At 62.6% G+C, this 15,937-nt stretch carries 12 protein-coding genes; 9 read left to right on the top strand and 3 right to left on the bottom strand.

The window, feature by feature from the left end:
* Positions 1–8: 8 nt before the first annotated feature.
* From BSF79_RS17775 to BSF79_RS17735, 9 genes are read left to right on the top strand one after another with little or no spacing between them, the layout of a single operon-like run.
* Positions 9–3,755: a nitrate reductase subunit alpha gene (locus tag BSF79_RS17775; protein WP_090271173.1), complete on the top strand. Its 3,747-nt coding sequence runs from the start codon at positions 9–11 to the stop codon at positions 3,753–3,755.
* Positions 3,752–5,278, top strand: coding sequence for a nitrate reductase subunit beta (gene narH, locus BSF79_RS17770; protein WP_090271172.1), 1,527 nt, complete (start codon positions 3,752–3,754; stop codon positions 5,276–5,278). The genes BSF79_RS17775 and narH overlap by 4 nt, the downstream gene beginning before the upstream one ends.
* Positions 5,279–5,280: 2 nt before the next feature.
* Positions 5,281–5,982, top strand: a complete 702-nt coding sequence (narJ, locus tag BSF79_RS17765) for a nitrate reductase molybdenum cofactor assembly chaperone (RefSeq protein ID WP_090271171.1) — start codon at positions 5,281–5,283, stop codon at positions 5,980–5,982.
* Position 5,983: 1 nt separating this feature from the next.
* Positions 5,984–6,769 (top strand): respiratory nitrate reductase subunit gamma, encoded by a 786-nt coding sequence (gene narI / locus BSF79_RS17760; protein ID WP_090271170.1) that lies wholly within the window; start codon positions 5,984–5,986, stop codon positions 6,767–6,769.
* Between the two features lie 5 nt (positions 6,770–6,774).
* On the top strand, positions 6,775–7,569 hold the full coding sequence (locus BSF79_RS17755) for a peptidylprolyl isomerase (RefSeq protein ID WP_090271169.1): 795 nt from the start codon (positions 6,775–6,777) through the stop codon (positions 7,567–7,569).
* 20 nt (positions 7,570–7,589) lie between these two features.
* Positions 7,590–8,159 (top strand): hemerythrin domain-containing protein, encoded by a 570-nt coding sequence (locus tag BSF79_RS17750; RefSeq protein ID WP_090271168.1) that lies wholly within the window; start codon positions 7,590–7,592, stop codon positions 8,157–8,159.
* Positions 8,149–8,781 carry a carbonic anhydrase gene (locus BSF79_RS17745; RefSeq protein WP_090271167.1) on the top strand — a complete coding sequence of 211 codons (633 nt, stop codon included), beginning with the start codon at positions 8,149–8,151 and terminating at the stop codon, positions 8,779–8,781. The genes BSF79_RS17750 and BSF79_RS17745 overlap by 11 nt, the downstream gene beginning before the upstream one ends.
* A complete protein-coding gene (locus BSF79_RS17740; RefSeq protein WP_090271166.1) occupies positions 8,778–10,058 on the top strand; it encodes a molybdopterin molybdotransferase MoeA in 1,281 nt (426 codons plus the stop codon). Before BSF79_RS17745 ends, BSF79_RS17740 begins: the two co-directional genes overlap by 4 nt.
* Positions 10,059–10,070: 12 nt before the next feature.
* A complete protein-coding gene (locus tag BSF79_RS17735) occupies positions 10,071–10,592 on the top strand; it encodes a DUF2478 domain-containing protein (protein WP_090271165.1) in 522 nt (173 codons plus the stop codon).
* Positions 10,593–10,793: 201 nt separating this feature from the next.
* On the opposite strand, the gene BSF79_RS17730 is transcribed toward BSF79_RS17735, so the two are convergent.
* From BSF79_RS17730 to mobC, 3 genes are read right to left on the bottom strand one after another with little or no spacing between them, the layout of a single operon-like run.
* The gene (locus BSF79_RS17730; protein WP_090271164.1) at positions 10,794–12,776 is read right to left on the bottom strand and encodes a type IV secretory system conjugative DNA transfer family protein; all 1,983 of its coding nucleotides are present in this window, start codon (positions 12,774–12,776) and stop codon (positions 10,794–10,796) included.
* Entirely contained in the window at positions 12,769–15,120 is a 2,352-nt protein-coding gene (locus BSF79_RS17725; RefSeq protein WP_090271163.1) for a relaxase/mobilization nuclease domain-containing protein, read from the bottom strand. Before BSF79_RS17725 ends, BSF79_RS17730 begins: the two co-directional genes overlap by 8 nt.
* A complete protein-coding gene (mobC, locus tag BSF79_RS17720; protein ID WP_090271162.1) occupies positions 15,107–15,694 on the bottom strand; it encodes a plasmid mobilization relaxosome protein MobC in 588 nt (195 codons plus the stop codon). The genes BSF79_RS17725 and mobC overlap by 14 nt, the downstream gene beginning before the upstream one ends.
* Positions 15,695–15,937: the final 243 nt, after the last annotated feature.

Raw genomic sequence — 15,937 nt, 5'->3', positions numbered from 1 at the left:
ACAGCCCAATGAGCCATCTGCTCGACAAACTGAACTTCTTCCAGAGCAAAGAGCTGGAACAATTCTCCGACGGTTGGGGTCAGACCACCCGCGAGAACCGCGACTGGGAAGACACCTACAGAAACCGCTGGCGGCACGACAAGATCGTCCGCTCGACCCATGGGGTGAACTGCACCGGGTCGTGTTCGTGGAAGATCTACGTCAAATCCGGGATCGTCACCTGGGAGACGCAGCAGACCGACTATCCGCGCACCCGGGCTGGCCTGCCCAACCACGAGCCGCGCGGCTGTGCGCGGGGGGCGTCCTACAGTTGGTATCTTTATTCCGCCAACAGGGTGAAGAACCCGTTGATCCGGGGCGCCTTGATGCGCGCCTGGCGCAAGATGCGCGAAACGATGACGCCGGTCGCCGCCTGGGCCGCGATCCAGAGCGATCCAATCCTGCGCGCCTCCTACACCAAGACGCGCGGCAAGGGCGGGTTCGTGCGGGCAAGTTGGGACGAGGCGACCGAGATCGTCGCCGCCGCCAACGCCTATACCGCCAAGACCTACGGTCCAGACCGCGTGTTCGGCTTCTCGCCGATCCCCGCGATGTCGATGGTCAGCTACGCGGCAGGCTCGCGCTACCTGTCGCTCTTGGGCGGCACCTGCATGTCCTTCTACGACTGGTATTGCGATCTGCCACCTGCCAGCCCGCAAACCTGGGGCGAACAGACCGACGTGCCGGAATCTGCCGACTGGTATAACGCAGGCTTCCTGATGCTCTGGGGCTCGAACGTGCCCCAGACCCGGACGCCGGACGCCCATTTCTACACCGAGGTCCGCTATCGCGGCACCAAATCCGCCGTGGTCAGCCCGGATTATTCCGAGGCCGCGAAGTTCGGCGATATCTGGCTGAACCCGCAGGCCGGCACCGATGCCGCACTGGCGATGGCGATGGGCCATGTAATCCTGCGCGACTATCACCTTGACCGGCAGGCCGAGTATTTCGAGGAATATGCCCGCAAATACACCGACATGCCGATGCTGGTCCGGCTCGACGAAAAGGACGGGCATTTCGTGCCCGGTCGGATGCTGCGGGCCGAGGACTTCGACGACAAGCTGGGCGAGACCAACAACCCAGACTGGAAGACTGTCGCCTATGATGAGGCCTCGGGCCAGATTGTGGCCCCCAATGGGTCCATCGGGTTCCGCTGGGGTGAAGAGGGCAGTTGGAATCTGGAGGAAAGGGCGAAAGGCTCCGAGACCAAGCTGCGCCTGAGCCAAATTCTCGACGGTGACCACGACGAGGTGATCGGCGTGGATTTCCCATATTTCGGCGGCGCGGCCACGGGCGATTTCGTGAAATGCGACCATCCCGAGGTGCTGACCCGCAACATTCCCGCCCGCCGCGTCACGCTGGCCGACGGCAAGGAGGTGCTGGTCGCCACGGTGTTCGACCTGTTCTGCGGCAATTACGGCCTCGACCGGGGGCTTGGCGGCGGTTGGGTGTCAAAGGATTTCAACGACGACAGCCCCTACACTCCGGCTTGGGCCGAAAAGATCACCGGCGTTGCGCGTGAAAAGATTATCGCGGTGGCGCGGGAATTCGCGGGGAACGCCGAAAAGACCCGTGGCAAATCCATGGTCATTCTCGGGGCCGGGCTGAACCACTGGTACCACATGGACATGGCCTATCGCGGCATCATCAACATGCTGGTGATGTGCGGCTGCATCGGACAGGAGGGTGGCGGCTGGTCGCATTACGTGGGGCAGGAAAAGCTGCGCCCGCAAACCGGTTGGCAGCCGCTGGCCTTTGCGCTGGACTGGAACCGCCCGCCGCGGCACATGAACTCGACCAGCGCCTGGTATGCCCATACCGACCAGTGGCGCTACGAGACTCTCAGCGCGGGCGAGATCCTGTCGCCCACCGCCCCCGAAGGCGATTGGGACATAAGCCTGATCGACTACAACATCCGGGCCGAACGGATGGGCTGGTTGCCCTCGGCCCCGCAGCTCAAGACCAATCCGCTGGAGGTGTCGAAAAAGGCGAAAGCGGCCGGCAAGGACATTCCCACCTTTGTCGCTGAACAACTCAAGTCCGGCGATCTGCAAATGTCCTGTGAAGACCCGGATGCGCCGGAAAACTGGCCGCGCAACCTGTTCGTCTGGCGGTCGAACCTGCTGGGCTCCTCCGGCAAGGGGCACGAATATTTCCTCAAGCACCTTCTGGGCACCGATCACGGCGTGATGGGCAAGGATCTGGGCGAAGAAGGCGGCGTGATGCCGATAGAGGCCGTCTGGCATGACGAGGCACCCAAAGGCAAACTCGACTTGCTGGTCACCATCGACTTCCGGATGTCGACCACCTGCGTCTACTCCGACATCGTGCTGCCGACAGCAAGCTGGTACGAAAAGGACGATCTGAACACATCGGACATGCACCCGTTCATCCACCCGCTGCAGGCGGCGGTGGACCCTGCTTATGAAAGCCGCTCGGACTGGGAGATCTTCAAGTCGATCGCGCGCAAGTTCAGCGAAGTCGCGCCCGAGGTTCTGGGGGTCGAGACTGATATCGTACAGCTTCCGCTGCTGCACGACACCCCCGGCGAACTGGCTCAGGCGCATGTGAAGGACTGGAAGAAGGGCGAATGTGACCTGATCCCCGGCAAGACTGCGCCGAACTACATCGCGGTCGAGCGGGATTATCCCAACCTCTACAAGAAGTTCACCTCGGTCGGGCCGCTGCTGGAGAAGCTTGGCAATGGCGGCAAGGGGATCACCTGGGACACCAAGGTCGAGGTTGGCCATCTGCGTGATCTCAACGGTGTGGTGCAGGACGAGGGCGTGTCCAAAGGTCATGCGAAGCTCGAAACCGCCATCGATGCGGCCGAGATGATCCTGATGCTGGCCCCTGAAACGAACGGCGAAGTGGCCGTGAAGGCGTGGGAGGAGCTGGAGAAGCCCACCGGACGCCACCACGCCCATTTGGCCGAAGGCGCGCATCACACCAAGATCCGCTTCCGGGACATCGCCGCGCAGCCGCGCAAGATCATCTCATCGCCAACCTGGTCAGGGATCGAGAGCGAGGATGTCTGTTACAACGCGGGCTATACCAACGTGCACGAACTTATCCCGTGGCGCACCCTGACGGGCCGACAACAGATCTACCAGGATCACCTCTGGATGCGCGCCTTTGGCGAAGGTTTCGTCAGCTACCGCCCGCCGGTGGACCTGAAAACCATCACAGCGGCCGTCAACAACGACGCGGCCGAGGGCAGCCCGCATGTCGTGCTGAACTTCATCACGCCGCACCAGAAATGGGGCATCCATTCCACCTATACCGACAACCTGCTGATGCTGACGCTGAACAGGGGCGGTCCGGTCGTGTGGATGTCCGAGGTGGACGCGCAGAAGGCGGGCCTCGTCGATAACGACTGGGTCGAGGCCTACAACATCAACGGCGCGCTGACGGCGCGGGTGGTGGTGTCCCAGCGGATCAAGCAGGGCACGCTGTTCATGTACCACGCGCAGGAAAAGATCGTGAACACGCCCGGGTCGGAAAAGACCGGCCATCGCGGCGGGATCCACAACTCGGTCACGCGCACCACCCTGAAACCCACGCACATGATCGGCGGCTATGCGCAGCTGTCCTACGGCTTCAACTACTACGGCACCGTTGGCAGCAACCGAGACGAATTCGTCATCGTGCGGAAAATGAAAAAGGTTGACTGGCTCGATACGCCCGCAACCCGCAAAGTGGAGGCAGCAGAATGAAAGTTCGCGCTCAAATCGGTAAGGTTCTGAACCTCGACAAGTGCATCGGGTGTCACACCTGCTCAGTGACCTGCAAGAACGTGTGGACCACCCGCGAGGGTGTGGAATACGCGTGGTTCAACAACGTGGAAACCAAGCCAGGCACCGGCTATCCGACCGACTGGGAAAACCAGAAACGCTGGAACGGCGGCTGGGTCCGGTCGGCCAGCGGCAAGCTGCACCCCAAACAGGGAGCCAAGTGGCGGATCCTGGCCAACATCTTTGCCAACCCGTCGATGCCCGAGATCGACGACTATTACGAGCCATTCGATTTCGACTATGACCACCTGAAATCGGCACCTGACATGGATCATTTCCCCACCGCGCGCCCCCGGTCGAAGATCACCGGCGAACGGATGGAGAAGATCGAGAAAGGCCCGAACTGGGAAGAAATCCTCGGCGGTGAATTTTCGAAGCGGTCGCAAGACTACAATTTCGAGGATGTGCAAAAAGAGATTTATGGGGAGTATGAAAATACTTTCATGATGTATCTGCCGCGTCTGTGCGAACATTGCCTCAATCCCACCTGTTCCGCCTCTTGCCCCTCGGGCGCGATCTATAAGCGCGAGGAAGACGGCATCGTCTTGATCGACCAAGAGAAATGCCGTGGCTGGCGGATGTGCGTCTCGGGCTGTCCCTACAAGAAAGTGTATTACAACTGGGAATCCGGCAAATCGGAAAAATGCACCTTCTGCTATCCGCGCATCGAGAGTGGTCAGCCAACGGTGTGTTCGGAAACCTGTGTTGGGCGCATACGGTATCTGGGCGTGATCCTCTACGACGCCGACAAGATCGAAGCGGCGGCAAGCAGCGAACGCGAGACCGATCTCTACGGCGCGCAACTCGATGTGTTCCTTGACCCCAACGACCCCGAGGTGATCGCCGCCGCCCGTCGCGATGGCGTGCCAGAAGACTGGATCGAGGCCGCCAAGGTCAGTCCGATCTGGAAAATGGCGATGGATTGGAAGGTCGCCTTCCCGCTGCATCCCGAATACCGCACCTTGCCGATGGTTTGGTACATCCCGCCGCTCTCACCGATCCAGAACGCGGCCGAGGCAGGACAGATCGCGATGAGCGACCAGATGCCCGACGTGCGGTCCCTGCGCATCCCCGTCAAATACCTCGCAAACATGCTGACGGCGGGTGACGAGGAACCCATCGTGCACGCGCTGGAACGCATGTCGGCGATGCGGCTTTACATGCGGGCGCTGACCGTTGACGGCGTGCGTGACGAAGGCATTGCCGCCCGCGTCGGCATGTCGGGCCGGATGATCGAGGACATGTACAAGATCATGGCCATCGCCGATTACGAGGACCGCTTCGCGATCCCCACGGCGCACCGCGAGCAGAACGAAGAAGGCGCCGACATCCGCGGCGGCTGCGGGTTCACTGATGGAAACGGCTGTTCTACCGGCGAGACGGGCAAGACCAGCCTGTTCGGCGGTAAGAAGAAATCCTTTGCCCTTCCACTGGAGTCATTCTGATGATGGACCGTACACTCAAGGCGCTTTCGCTGACTCTCAGCTATCCGAGCGCAGAGCTTCAAGGCGCAATGCCCGAGATTGGGGCCGTTCTGGGCGCCGATCCTCGCATCGCACCCGACACGCGGGCGGCGTTGCAGGCGCTTGCCGATGGGCTCGGGCGGGGCGATCTCTTCGACGTTCAGGAAAGCTATGTGATGCTCTTCGATCGCTCACGGACGCTGTCGCTGAACCTGTTCGAACATGTGCACGGCGAAAGCCGGGACAGGGGCGGGGCGATGGTCAGCCTGATCGAAACCTACCGGGGGGGCGGGTTCGAGCCCGCCACCTCGGAATTGCCCGACCACCTGCCGGTGCTGCTGGAATTCCTCGCCTCGCGTCCTGCATCCGAGGCACGGGAAACCCTGGCGGATGCGGCGCATATCCTTGACGCTTTGGGCGTGCGGCTTGTCCGGCGCGAAAGCGGATATGCTGCTGTGTTTGAGGCACTTAAGCAGCTGTCCGGTGCCAAGGCAGACGCCGAGGCGGTGGCCGAGATGCTGGCCCACCCCGACGATGACCCGACCGACCTCGCGGCGCTCGATGCTGTCTGGGAGGAGACCGAGGTCACCTTCGGGCCCGATCCGAACGCGGGCTGTCCACAGGTCCGCGACATGTTGGCCCAGATGGACAAACCCGCCCCCAACCCAATGAACAGGAGCGCATGATATGTTCGGCGACTTCGACATCAACTTCGTTATCTTCGGCGTCATGCCTTATGTCGCGCTGACAGTATTCCTCTTCGGATCCATCGCGCGGTATGAACGCGACCCCTTCACCTGGAAAAGCTCTTCCAGCCAACTGTTGCGCCGCAAACAGTTGATCTGGGGCTCGATCCTGTTCCATGTCGGTATTCTGACGGTTTTCTTCGGCCATCTCGTAGGGCTGTTCACGCCGGTGTGGGTGCTCGATGCACTCGGCATTCCCTACGGCCTGAAGCAGTGGATGGCGGTCTTGATCGGTGGTCCGGCCGGGGTCGCGGCCCTGATCGGCGGCACCATGCTCTTGCACCGTCGGCTGTTCGATCCGCGCATCCGCGCAACGTCAAGCTTTGCGGACATCCTGATCATGGTGCTGATCTGGTTGCAGCTGGCCATCGGCCTTCTGACCATCACTCAGTCGTTGCAGCACATGGACGGGGCCGAAATGGTCCGCTTCATGACCTGGTCGCAAAGCGTGGTCACATGGAACATCAACGCCTGGGTCACGGTGGTTGACGTGCACTGGCTGTTCAAGCTGCACATCTTCCTCGGCCTGATCATCACGATGCTCTTCCCGTTCACGCGGCTGGTGCACATCTGGTCAGGGTTCGCCGCACCGGTGCGCTACCTGCTAACGCGGCCGGGATACCAGATCGTGCGGTCGCGCCGCCACCGCCCGCTTGAAGAACGCCGCCGCGCCTTTGACAAGCGGCAAGCCAAACCCGGCCCTTCGGCCACGACACCTGCGGAGTGAGCGCGATGAACATGGCCCTTTTCCCCGATGTCGTCGTGAACGGCGAAACCATTCCCTCGGCGGCAATCGCCGCCGAGGCGCAAAACCACAGCGCGCCCAAGGACAAACCGGGCGTCGCCTGGCGCAAGGCCGCGCAGGCGCTCACGATCCGCGCCTTGATGCTGCAGGAGGTAAGGGTACGCGGACTGACCCCGGATCCGCTCGAACTGGCCCCCGGCCGGTTCGAGACCGAGGACGAAGCCCTGATCCGCGCCCTTCTGGACGAGGCGCTGACGATCATGCCCGTCACCGAAGAAACCGTGCGGGCAGAATGGGCCAAGGGTCCGGACCGCTACCGGTCTCCGCCGCTCTGGGATGTCTCGCACATCCTGTGCGCCTGCGATCCGCGCGACGAAGCTGAGCGTGGGCTGGCAGAGGCAAGGGCCGTTGCCCTGCTGGCGCGTCTTGATGGCGACGCCAAGGGGTTCGCCGCTGCAGCCCGCGACAGCGATTGCGGTTCAAAGGCCTCCGGCGGTCATCTGGGTCAGCTTGGTCCGGGCGACACCGTGCCCGAGTTCGAGGCCGCGCTGCGCACCCTCGCCGATGAGTGCATTACGCCCGCGCCCGTCCTGTCGCGGCATGGCTGGCACATCATCCGCCTGAACGCCACGGCGCCCGGGCAGGTGCTGCCCTATGACACCGTTCGCCCCAAGATCGCGCAGGCGTTGGAAAAGGCTGCCTGGGCGCGCGCGTCCCGTGACTTCATCGAGACGCTTGCGGCAAAGGCGAGCATCACTGGCGCGAGTCTTGCGCCGATCTGAGCCACGCGAAAGGGCGCGTCATGAAACACCCGGAACCAGCAACGCGCGGTAGCGGTAAAATACCGACGCACACCGGCCTGCTGGACAGGCCGCTGGACTTCCTTGTCGAAGATCATCTGCGCGAGTGCCAGATCTGCGCAGTGATCGACAGCCTTGCGACGACCGCAACCCTGGACCGGACGCACGTGCTGTGCGTGCTGCGCTTTCTCAACGAGGAACTGAACGTCCACCTACGCGATGAAGTAGAAGATCTTTTCCCTCTGCTCGTTGCGCGCTGTCTTCCAGAGGATGCCATCGAAAACGCGATCACCAGGGTCAGAGTAGATCATGACGAGGCCTTGCGTCTGCTGCCAGACGTGCGCGCATCTCTCTCGACCTGCCTCGACACTGGTTCCGCTCTCTCGCAGGAGGAGCGCAAGGTGCTGACCCGGTTCGCCGGACATGTGCGCGGTCATCTCGTGGCCGAGAACGCGATCCTTCTACCGATTGCCCGGGTGCGGCTGACCCGGGCCGACCTGCGGACCCTGTCGAGACACATGCGGTCTCGACGCGGTCTACCCGAACGCCCGGAGACATCCGATGCTGAATGATCTTCTGGCCCGCAACGAGGCGTGGTCGAAACAACGACACGCCGAGGAACCGGATTACTTCACCCGCCTTGCCGCCCTTCAGGCGCCCGAGTTCTTCTGGATCGGCTGTTCGGACAGCCGGGTTCCGGCCAATGTGGTGGCGGGCCTCGATCCGGGCGAGGTCTTCGTCCATCGCAACGTCGCCAACATCGTTCATTCCTCGGACATGAATCTGCTATCGGCACTAGAGTTCGCCGTCGATGCGCTGCATGTGCGCGAAATCATTGTTTGTGGCCATTATGGCTGCGGCGGGGTCAAGGCCGCGACCGAGGATCTGCCGCATGGTCTGGCCGATCACTGGCTGGAGCCGATCCGGCGCCTTGCGCGCGCCTACGCCGTCGATCTGGGGCGCGAACCCGACCTCGAGGCGCGCCGCGACCGGCTGGCCGAATGGAACGTCGTCGAAGGTGTGCGGCGCGTCTGTGAATCGCCGATCCTTCAGCGGGCTTGGGCTCGCGGTGCCGTCGTGCGGGTGCATGGCCTGATCTATGGCCTTAAGGACGGACGCCTGCGCGATCTCGATTGCAGCATCGGGCCCGGGCACTTTGAGGAAGCAAAATCCACTGAGGAGGCAGCAGAATGACACTGCATCAGGCGATCGCGTCACCGGGCTGCGGCTGTGACCGTCAGGACATGCTCCATGCGCTGGTCAGTATCGACGAGGCCCTTGCCCGGATTGCGGCGCATGCGTCGCCGGTCGGTCGAACCGAGGCCCTGCAGGTCGGCAGTGCCCCTGGTCGCATTCTCGCCCTGCCGATCAGATCCCGGTCGATGGCACCGGCTTTCGACAACGCAGCGATGGATGGCTATGCAATTAAGACCTCGGTCCTAACGGGGCCCGGTCCCTGGGCGCTTCGGGTCGTGGCACGCGTGGCTGCCGGGCAGGATCCGTCCACGGTGCTCGATGGCGTTTCGGCTGCCCGCATTTTCACGGGCGCACCCATCCCCACGGGCGCGGATGCTGTGGTGATGCAGGAGGATGTCATCCGAGACGGAGACTTCATTCACCTTTCCCGCCGTCCCGTGTCGGGCCTGAATATCCGTGTTGCGGGCAGCGACATGGCCGAGGGCGCGACCGTTTTGGAAAAGGGCCGCAGGCTCGGCCCGAGGGAGATCGCCGCCTGCGCCGCGGCAGGGGCAGGCATCCTGCGCGTACGGCGCAGGCTGCGGGTGGCCCTTCTGGTCACCGGCGACGAGGTCCGTCGCGCCGGGGGCGCGCGCGAGGCCGCACAGATCTGGGACGTGAACACGCCGATGCTCACGGCAAGCCTTGCATGTGCAGGCATTGAAATCGTCGCCTCCGCCCAAGGCGCCGATAATCTTGCGGGCCTAGTCCATCAACTGAGCGAAATGGCGGCGCAGTCCGACCTCGTCATTACCACGGGCGGCATCTCCGTGGGCGAAGAGGATCATGTGAAACCCGCCGTCATGGCCCTCGGGGGGGAAACCCTGTTCAGTGGCGTAGCGATCAAACCGGGCAAGCCAGTGTCAGTCGGGCGCATCGGAAAGGCGCACTGGCTCGGGTTGCCTGGCAATCCGGTTTCCGCATTCGTCACGTTTCAGGTCTTTGGCACGGCGCTGATCCGCGCCCTGACCGGCGAGGTGACGGAGGCCCCGGCCCGCCGCCACGTCGTGACCGGGACCCCAATCCGCCGCAAGGCGGGACGCTGCGAACTCCGGCCCGCCACGCTGGCAGGTTTCGATGCCCTTGGCCGCGAGATCGTCAGTTTCGAGGATGCCACCCATTCGGCCCGTGTCGGTCTGCTGTCCATCGCGGACGGGCTGATGTTTCTGCCCTCCGATGCCGAATGCCTGCCAGCTGGTGCGCTGGTCGAATTCCAACCTTTCTGCCAATCCTGAAGGAGCCCGGATATGAAACTTGCCTACACGATGGCGCCGGGACGCGGCGATACCGATCTGGTGCTTGAACGCCTGGCAGCGGATCTCGCGGCCCGAGGCCTCAGATGCTGCGGCACAGTCCAGATCAACAGCGAGCGCGCCGATGCGGGTCCCTGCGACATGGATGTGCGGGTTTTGCCCGATGGGGCTGTCTTGCGCATCAGTCAGGATCTTGGCCCGCAGGCGCGCGGGTGCCGCCTCGACCCGGCCGCGCTAGAAACGGCGGTCGGACTGGTCACGGCTGGCCTGTCATCCGGCGCAGACCTTTTGATCGTCAACAAATTCGGCAAACACGAGTCCGAGGGGCGTGGGTTCCGCAGCGTGATCGCCGAGGCGGTCGCTATGGATATCCCCGTTCTGGTTGGCATCAACGCGCTCAACCGACCGGCCTTCGAAAGTTTCGCGGAAGGGCTGGCAATCCAGCTGCCGTCTGATCCCGCTGCTTTGATGTCGTGGGTCAAGGACGTTACAGCGAAGGCAGACGAAGTGGTCTGAGATCAGCCGACGCGCGCGGTCTATCGCCCATCCTCACGCCATTCCGGCAAACCGCCGTCAAGGCGACGTGCGTTGAAGCCATGTTTGCGCAAGGCGGCCACAGCCTTGTGGGCATAGATGCAATAGGGTGTACCGATGTGCAATCCGTGCGAAGCTCCCAAGGAGCAAGCACGAAATCGTCTGAGGCGCAGCGGCCACTACTCATCCATGAACTTCGATGATGGATCGCGTTGTCTGCACGGCCGCTGCCAGCTCGGTCCTGTCGGCCTGCGTGAGCCCCAGTCCCGCCATATCGAGCGACAACTGACCTGACCCACCGCCACCCGCCGCAGCGCGTGCCGCTCGGCCGCGCGCCCGACCTGATGGCGCTGGCTGCGGATCCTGCGTCTCCGCTGCAGATGCCTCAACTGTCATCGAGGAGGACGCAATCCCAGACCGCTGCGCTCCTGCAGCTGCCCGCACTTCCTGCAGTTCCTGCTTCAACCTCTCCACCGTTTCCCGGGTCTCAGACATCTGCCGATCCCGCCGCAGCCCCTCCTCGTCCGGATACGGGAAACTCCCCGACTGCCCGGCGTGCAGCACCTTCAAAGCCGGGTCCTCGAAATACTTCACCCTTCTTGCCCGGATCGGCATCTGCGCGTCGATCACGAGGATGACCTCGTCGAGGTCCATGCGTCGGGCCTCATCCTCGGTCAGGAGCGGGGTGTCCTCGGTCCTCTCCGAGACGCTGCGTCCTTCGAACGGATTGCGTCCAACAGCGCGAGAGCGGGTCACCACACGCTTGGTGGTCTTGCCAACGGCTTGGCTCAGCTCCTCGATGGTCTTCTGTTCCGACGGGGTGAGGTAGAGTTTCACGCCGGCGCCGCCCTGAAGCGACCTGCGGGTGTTCTCACCATAGATCTCGTCTAGCGCGGGGATCGTCTGGGTCACGATGGCGAGGTTGCCGCCGAAGGAGCGCAGCGTCTTGATGCTTTCGGCGACGATCGGCATCTTCCCGAGCCGGTCGAATTCGTCGAGCATGATCATCACGGGCCAGGGCTCGTCGTCCCCCGGTTCTTGCGCCTGCAACGAGGCGATCAGGTCCGAGAAGAACAGCCGGATCAGCGGGGCCAGAGGGCGGATCATCTCGGACTCGACCACGAGATAGATCGCGTGCGGCCGCCGCCGGATGTCCCGGAAGGAGAAATCCGAGGTCGCGGTGGCCGCGTCGATCGCGCGGTTGTCCCAAGTGTCGAGACCTGAGGTCATCAAGAGCGAGAGGTAAGAGGTCAACGTGTCGTTGTTGGTCGAGGCCATGCGCTCGAAGATCAGCTTGGCGGAGGTGTTTTTCACCTCCTGCGATCGCTTCAGATATTCCTTCTGCTTGTCGCCCCCAGACGCTGTGATGCGGTAGATCTCGCCGATGGTAGGCACGCCCCGCTCAAAGGCCAGCAGACCAGCCGCCACGAAGAGGTCGATCCCGCCAGCTAGGAGCCCGCTCAGCTTTTCATTGTCGGTTTGCAGGAAGAGCTTGGCGGTGAGCTTCAGCTCCATCTGCTGCCGGTCGGGATTGGTCATGGCCGCGATGCGCGCCAGCGGATTGTAGCGGTGCGTCGGCCGGTCCCAGTCTGTTGGCGCAAAGCGGAAAACCTTGTCCCCCATGCTGGCGCGGAACCGCGAGGTCTCGCGGAAGTTTTCGCCCTTCACGTCGAGCACCACGGCCGAGCCCTTGTAGGTGAGCAGGTTCGGGATCACGAAGCCCACGCCCTTGCCCCGGCCCGTCGGAGCGACAATCAGCGCATGCGGGAAGGTCTTCGAGACGAGGAAAGGCCGCTTCGATTTCGGGGGCCCCAATTTACCAAGGAGGAAACCGCCGCCCGGCTTGGCGAAGAAACCATTGCGCTTCATCTCTCCTTTGGTCTGCCAATGGGTCGTGCCGAACCGCGTCAACGCCTCCCCTAGCAGCGTCACGCTCAGCATCAAGGCGGCGAGACCGAAGCCGACAACGATGAGGTTGACCCAAAGGAATTCCTTATGCGCAGATTGTGACAAACCCCGATATTCGCGGGCGAGCAGGAAGACGTCGAAACGCGTGGGCGAAAGCCCGTACCGAAACATGAGAAACCCGGTCGCCACCACATAGCCCATGGCAAGGCCTACCAACACGAGGCTCAGGACACCTCCGATGATCTTGCCCCTATCCATGGGTGATCCCCTTTTCGCCGTGTGCGGCGGTATGGCGCGCGCGCTGTGCCTCGATCTGTTCCTCAGCCAGGGCGTCAAGAACGCGCTCTATAGCCGGGCCATGGGCGGTAATCTCGCTGCTCTGGAGATAGGTCTTGGCCAATTCGAGTTGGCGCAGCGGATCCTCGGTGAACTTGTCAAGCACTTCAGCATTGCCGGACCGCAACGCGGTGATCGCATCGGGCGACAGCCGTTCGTTCACCTGCTCGACCAGTCGCCGCTGCTCTGCTTCGGATATCGGTTCTGGTTCCCCGGAGGCGGCTTTGCGCACAAAAGCCATGACCGCAGGGGCTGTCTCTTCCAGATAACGCCGTTCAGCATAATCCTGACGCGCCTGGTCTTCGATTTCGAAGCTTCGTTCGCTGATGTAGGCACGTGAGGCACCCAAAGCGCGAAGGTGATTGATCTCGTCCTGGACCGCCGCCCCGAAGGTGTCATCCGGCATTTCCGTGCGGTAGCGAGCGACCGTGCGAAGCTCCTCGGTGATCGGACCGAGATGTTCGGATGGATCCCGCAAAGCGAGGTCCATGTCGCCCGCGTGGAGTGTGCGGTCTTGCTCCGCGACCGCGTATTGCGGCGGCTTGAAGCCGTCAGTCACCTGCTCCCAGGCCATTGAGGCCAGCTCGGCATGTTGTGGCGATCTTTGTGCATAGGCGTCAAACGCGGCACGCGCCTCTTCCACCTCGATCGCACCCCTCCCTCGCACCGAAGAATCGTCGGAGAACGGATAGTTGAAATCAGTACGGCGGAACTGCGCCACCAGCTGCCGGAAATCTTGTCTCTCCGTTGCGGCGAACACGTCCGGGCGGTCAACTTGGGTGTTCTGGCCTGATAGCTGCGCGCCATCGCCAAGCCGGAGTTCGGTATCGCCCTCTTCCACCTCATCGATGGCTCGCAAGACCTGCGCGCCTGTCAGGACCTCGCCCAAACGGACATGCACCGCTTCCAGTCGGTCCAGCGCGCCCTCGCGGTCCTCGGCTTTTTCCAGATCGAGATCCCCCGCCTTTGCGATCGCACGCAGGTCCTGCGCCAGCCAGTGCCGCTCAAGCGCAGCATTGCCGGCCCCCTCGCGCATGCGGGCCGCGACGGCATCTGCATCGATACCAGTCCCTTGCAGCGCCTCGGCAAGCTTCGCTTTCATCTCGCCCTCATCGAGGCGCCCGAGATTATCCTCACTCACATTGGGCCGCGCATAGATGCCGTCCCGGGACGGTGCATCGATCAGGGCGCCGGAACGATCACCCAGCGGGTTCAAATGCGCGACCGAGGCCAACACGTCGGTGAGCTTGCGCTCGATCTCCGGTCGCTCCGTGGCAGGTGCTCTGTCGATCGCCGCTTCGATCTGGCGAATGTTTTGGGAAAACTCGGTAATCAGCGTATCAAACGCCGTCTCGTCGTCGGACATGTAAATGGCTCCATCGGATTGGATTGAACTGCCACTGGCAAGGATCGTGCTGGCGCGCTCGAGGGCTTCGGCCAGGTCTTCGAAGTTTGATCGTGACGCTTCGGCCGCGAGCCCGCGATAAACCAGCGCATTGCGCCCGACCGCCTCCAAAGCTGCCGCCAGATCAGCGCCGGTTCGCTGGCGTTCAACCGGCGGCCGCCCTTCTTCACGCGCTTTGTAGATCTCGTCGATTTCGGCGCGGTAGGTCGTGACGCCCCGGTCGAGACGACGCGTTGCCTCGAGCCGGATCCCATGGACCTGGGCCGCCTCGACCATCGCCACCCGAAAGGCGTCGTAGTTGAAGTGGTGATCTTTCCCGAGGAAGAACATTTCGCCATCCTTGCTGCGGCGGTTGAGAACGATATGCGCGTGTGGATGTGCGCGATCTTGGTGTATTGCAGCAATATAATCGAATTGCGACCCCTCACCTTGAAAGAGCCGCTCGCAGACCGTTTGGCAAATGTCGCGCACCTCTTCGCCCTTGGTTCCAACGGGAAACGCCATCAGCAGATGTGAGGTATGGCCAAGTTTTGGGCTGTAGCGTTCGTTCCATTGGTTCTCGAACCTGCGGGCCACGCGCGTGATCTCAACTTCCGAGAGCTGCTTCTTCCCCTCATGGGTTCCACGGCTGTCGAGGATGTGGCTTGACTTGGTGGTGAGATAGGTGAGTTGCGCCCGAAGCTGCGCGCCGGTGTGACAGCCGCCCTTTGAGATGGCCTTGAAGATCGCCGGCGAATATCCGCGCGCGGCCCGCACCATCTGCGCACCCTTTGCAAGCCCCTGCCAGCTTCCCGAAACTCGGCTCCAGTCGCGATCAAAGAGAGATGATCCAACGCCCCGCGCGCGATCACTCCGCGTCATGATCCGCCTCCGCGTTCAAACCGGAGAGGGCCTGTGTCACCGATAGATCGAGCGATCGGCGTCTTGCCCGAAACAGCTCCTGGATCTGGTCGGCCATGTCGAACACCAGGCCCGCGAGATCGCGGATCTCCGCATGGCTCGCAGCAGTGTATGGCAGAGGCTCTCCTCTGAGCTTGGCCTCATTCAACCTCCGTGCCACCTGGTTGACGTTGTTGCCCACCCGGTTGAGCGCCGCACTCATGCTGCGCAGCTCTTCGGCTGTCGACTCGTCCGGTCGTAGAATGTCATCGGCTGCGAGCATCAACCGCCGCATGGCATCTGAGCGATGCGCGATACCGCGCCGCGCCAGAGCAGCATCAAAGCCTCGAAGATCGCGATCCGAGACACGGATGCCAATCACCCGCGACCGGCTGGCATTGGCCATCTGCCGCTCCGAGGCGTGATTGGCAGCGTTGTAGATCGACTTCAGACTGACGTCATAACGCACAGCAAGATCGGCAGCAGGAACGCCCTGAGATCGCTCTCTGGCGATGCTCAGACGCTCGGTCTCGGTCAGTCTGCGGCCGCGTGACATTTTGAAGTTAACGTTCCTATTTCTTGCCAACTTCGTACAAGCCCGTCGACTCCCAACGCAAGTGGAGTCGGCAGTAAGGGCTTGTACTCAATGTAGAAAATCGCCACGCAGGGGCGATTTCCCGTCCTTTGTGAAATGGGTCGCGCTTCGCGCTCATTGCACCGCGCGATGTGGCAAATGCCGCGCGCTTCACGCCGTCCGCACGCCGTCTTCGGCGTACCGCAGGACGTCCTTTGTTGGGTG

It is taken from the genome of Thalassovita taeanensis, from assembly GCF_900110775.1.
Classification (GTDB): Bacteria; Pseudomonadota; Alphaproteobacteria; order Rhodobacterales; family Rhodobacteraceae; genus Litorimicrobium; species Litorimicrobium taeanense.
The sequence above is the reverse complement of the archived record's forward strand: the minus strand, read 5'-3'. Positions and strand labels throughout refer to the sequence as shown.

Coding starts and splice junctions, on each gene's coding strand:
- BSF79_RS17775 (WP_090271173.1), top strand. CDS start 9: ATGAGCCATCTGCTCGACAAACTGAACTTCTTCCAGAGCAAAGAGCTG.
- narH (WP_090271172.1), top strand. CDS start 3,752: ATGAAAGTTCGCGCTCAAATCGGTAAGGTTCTGAACCTCGACAAGTGC.
- narJ (WP_090271171.1), top strand. CDS start 5,281: ATGGACCGTACACTCAAGGCGCTTTCGCTGACTCTCAGCTATCCGAGC.
- narI (WP_090271170.1), top strand. CDS start 5,984: ATGTTCGGCGACTTCGACATCAACTTCGTTATCTTCGGCGTCATGCCT.
- BSF79_RS17755 (WP_090271169.1), top strand. CDS start 6,775: ATGAACATGGCCCTTTTCCCCGATGTCGTCGTGAACGGCGAAACCATT.
- BSF79_RS17750 (WP_090271168.1), top strand. CDS start 7,590: ATGAAACACCCGGAACCAGCAACGCGCGGTAGCGGTAAAATACCGACG.
- BSF79_RS17745 (WP_090271167.1), top strand. CDS start 8,149: ATGCTGAATGATCTTCTGGCCCGCAACGAGGCGTGGTCGAAACAACGA.
- BSF79_RS17740 (WP_090271166.1), top strand. CDS start 8,778: ATGACACTGCATCAGGCGATCGCGTCACCGGGCTGCGGCTGTGACCGT.
- BSF79_RS17735 (WP_090271165.1), top strand. CDS start 10,071: ATGAAACTTGCCTACACGATGGCGCCGGGACGCGGCGATACCGATCTG.
- BSF79_RS17730 (WP_090271164.1), bottom strand. CDS start 12,776: ATGGATAGGGGCAAGATCATCGGAGGTGTCCTGAGCCTCGTGTTGGTA.
- BSF79_RS17725 (WP_090271163.1), bottom strand. CDS start 15,120: ATGACGCGGAGTGATCGCGCGCGGGGCGTTGGATCATCTCTCTTTGAT.
- mobC (WP_090271162.1), bottom strand. CDS start 15,694: ATGTCACGCGGCCGCAGACTGACCGAGACCGAGCGTCTGAGCATCGCC.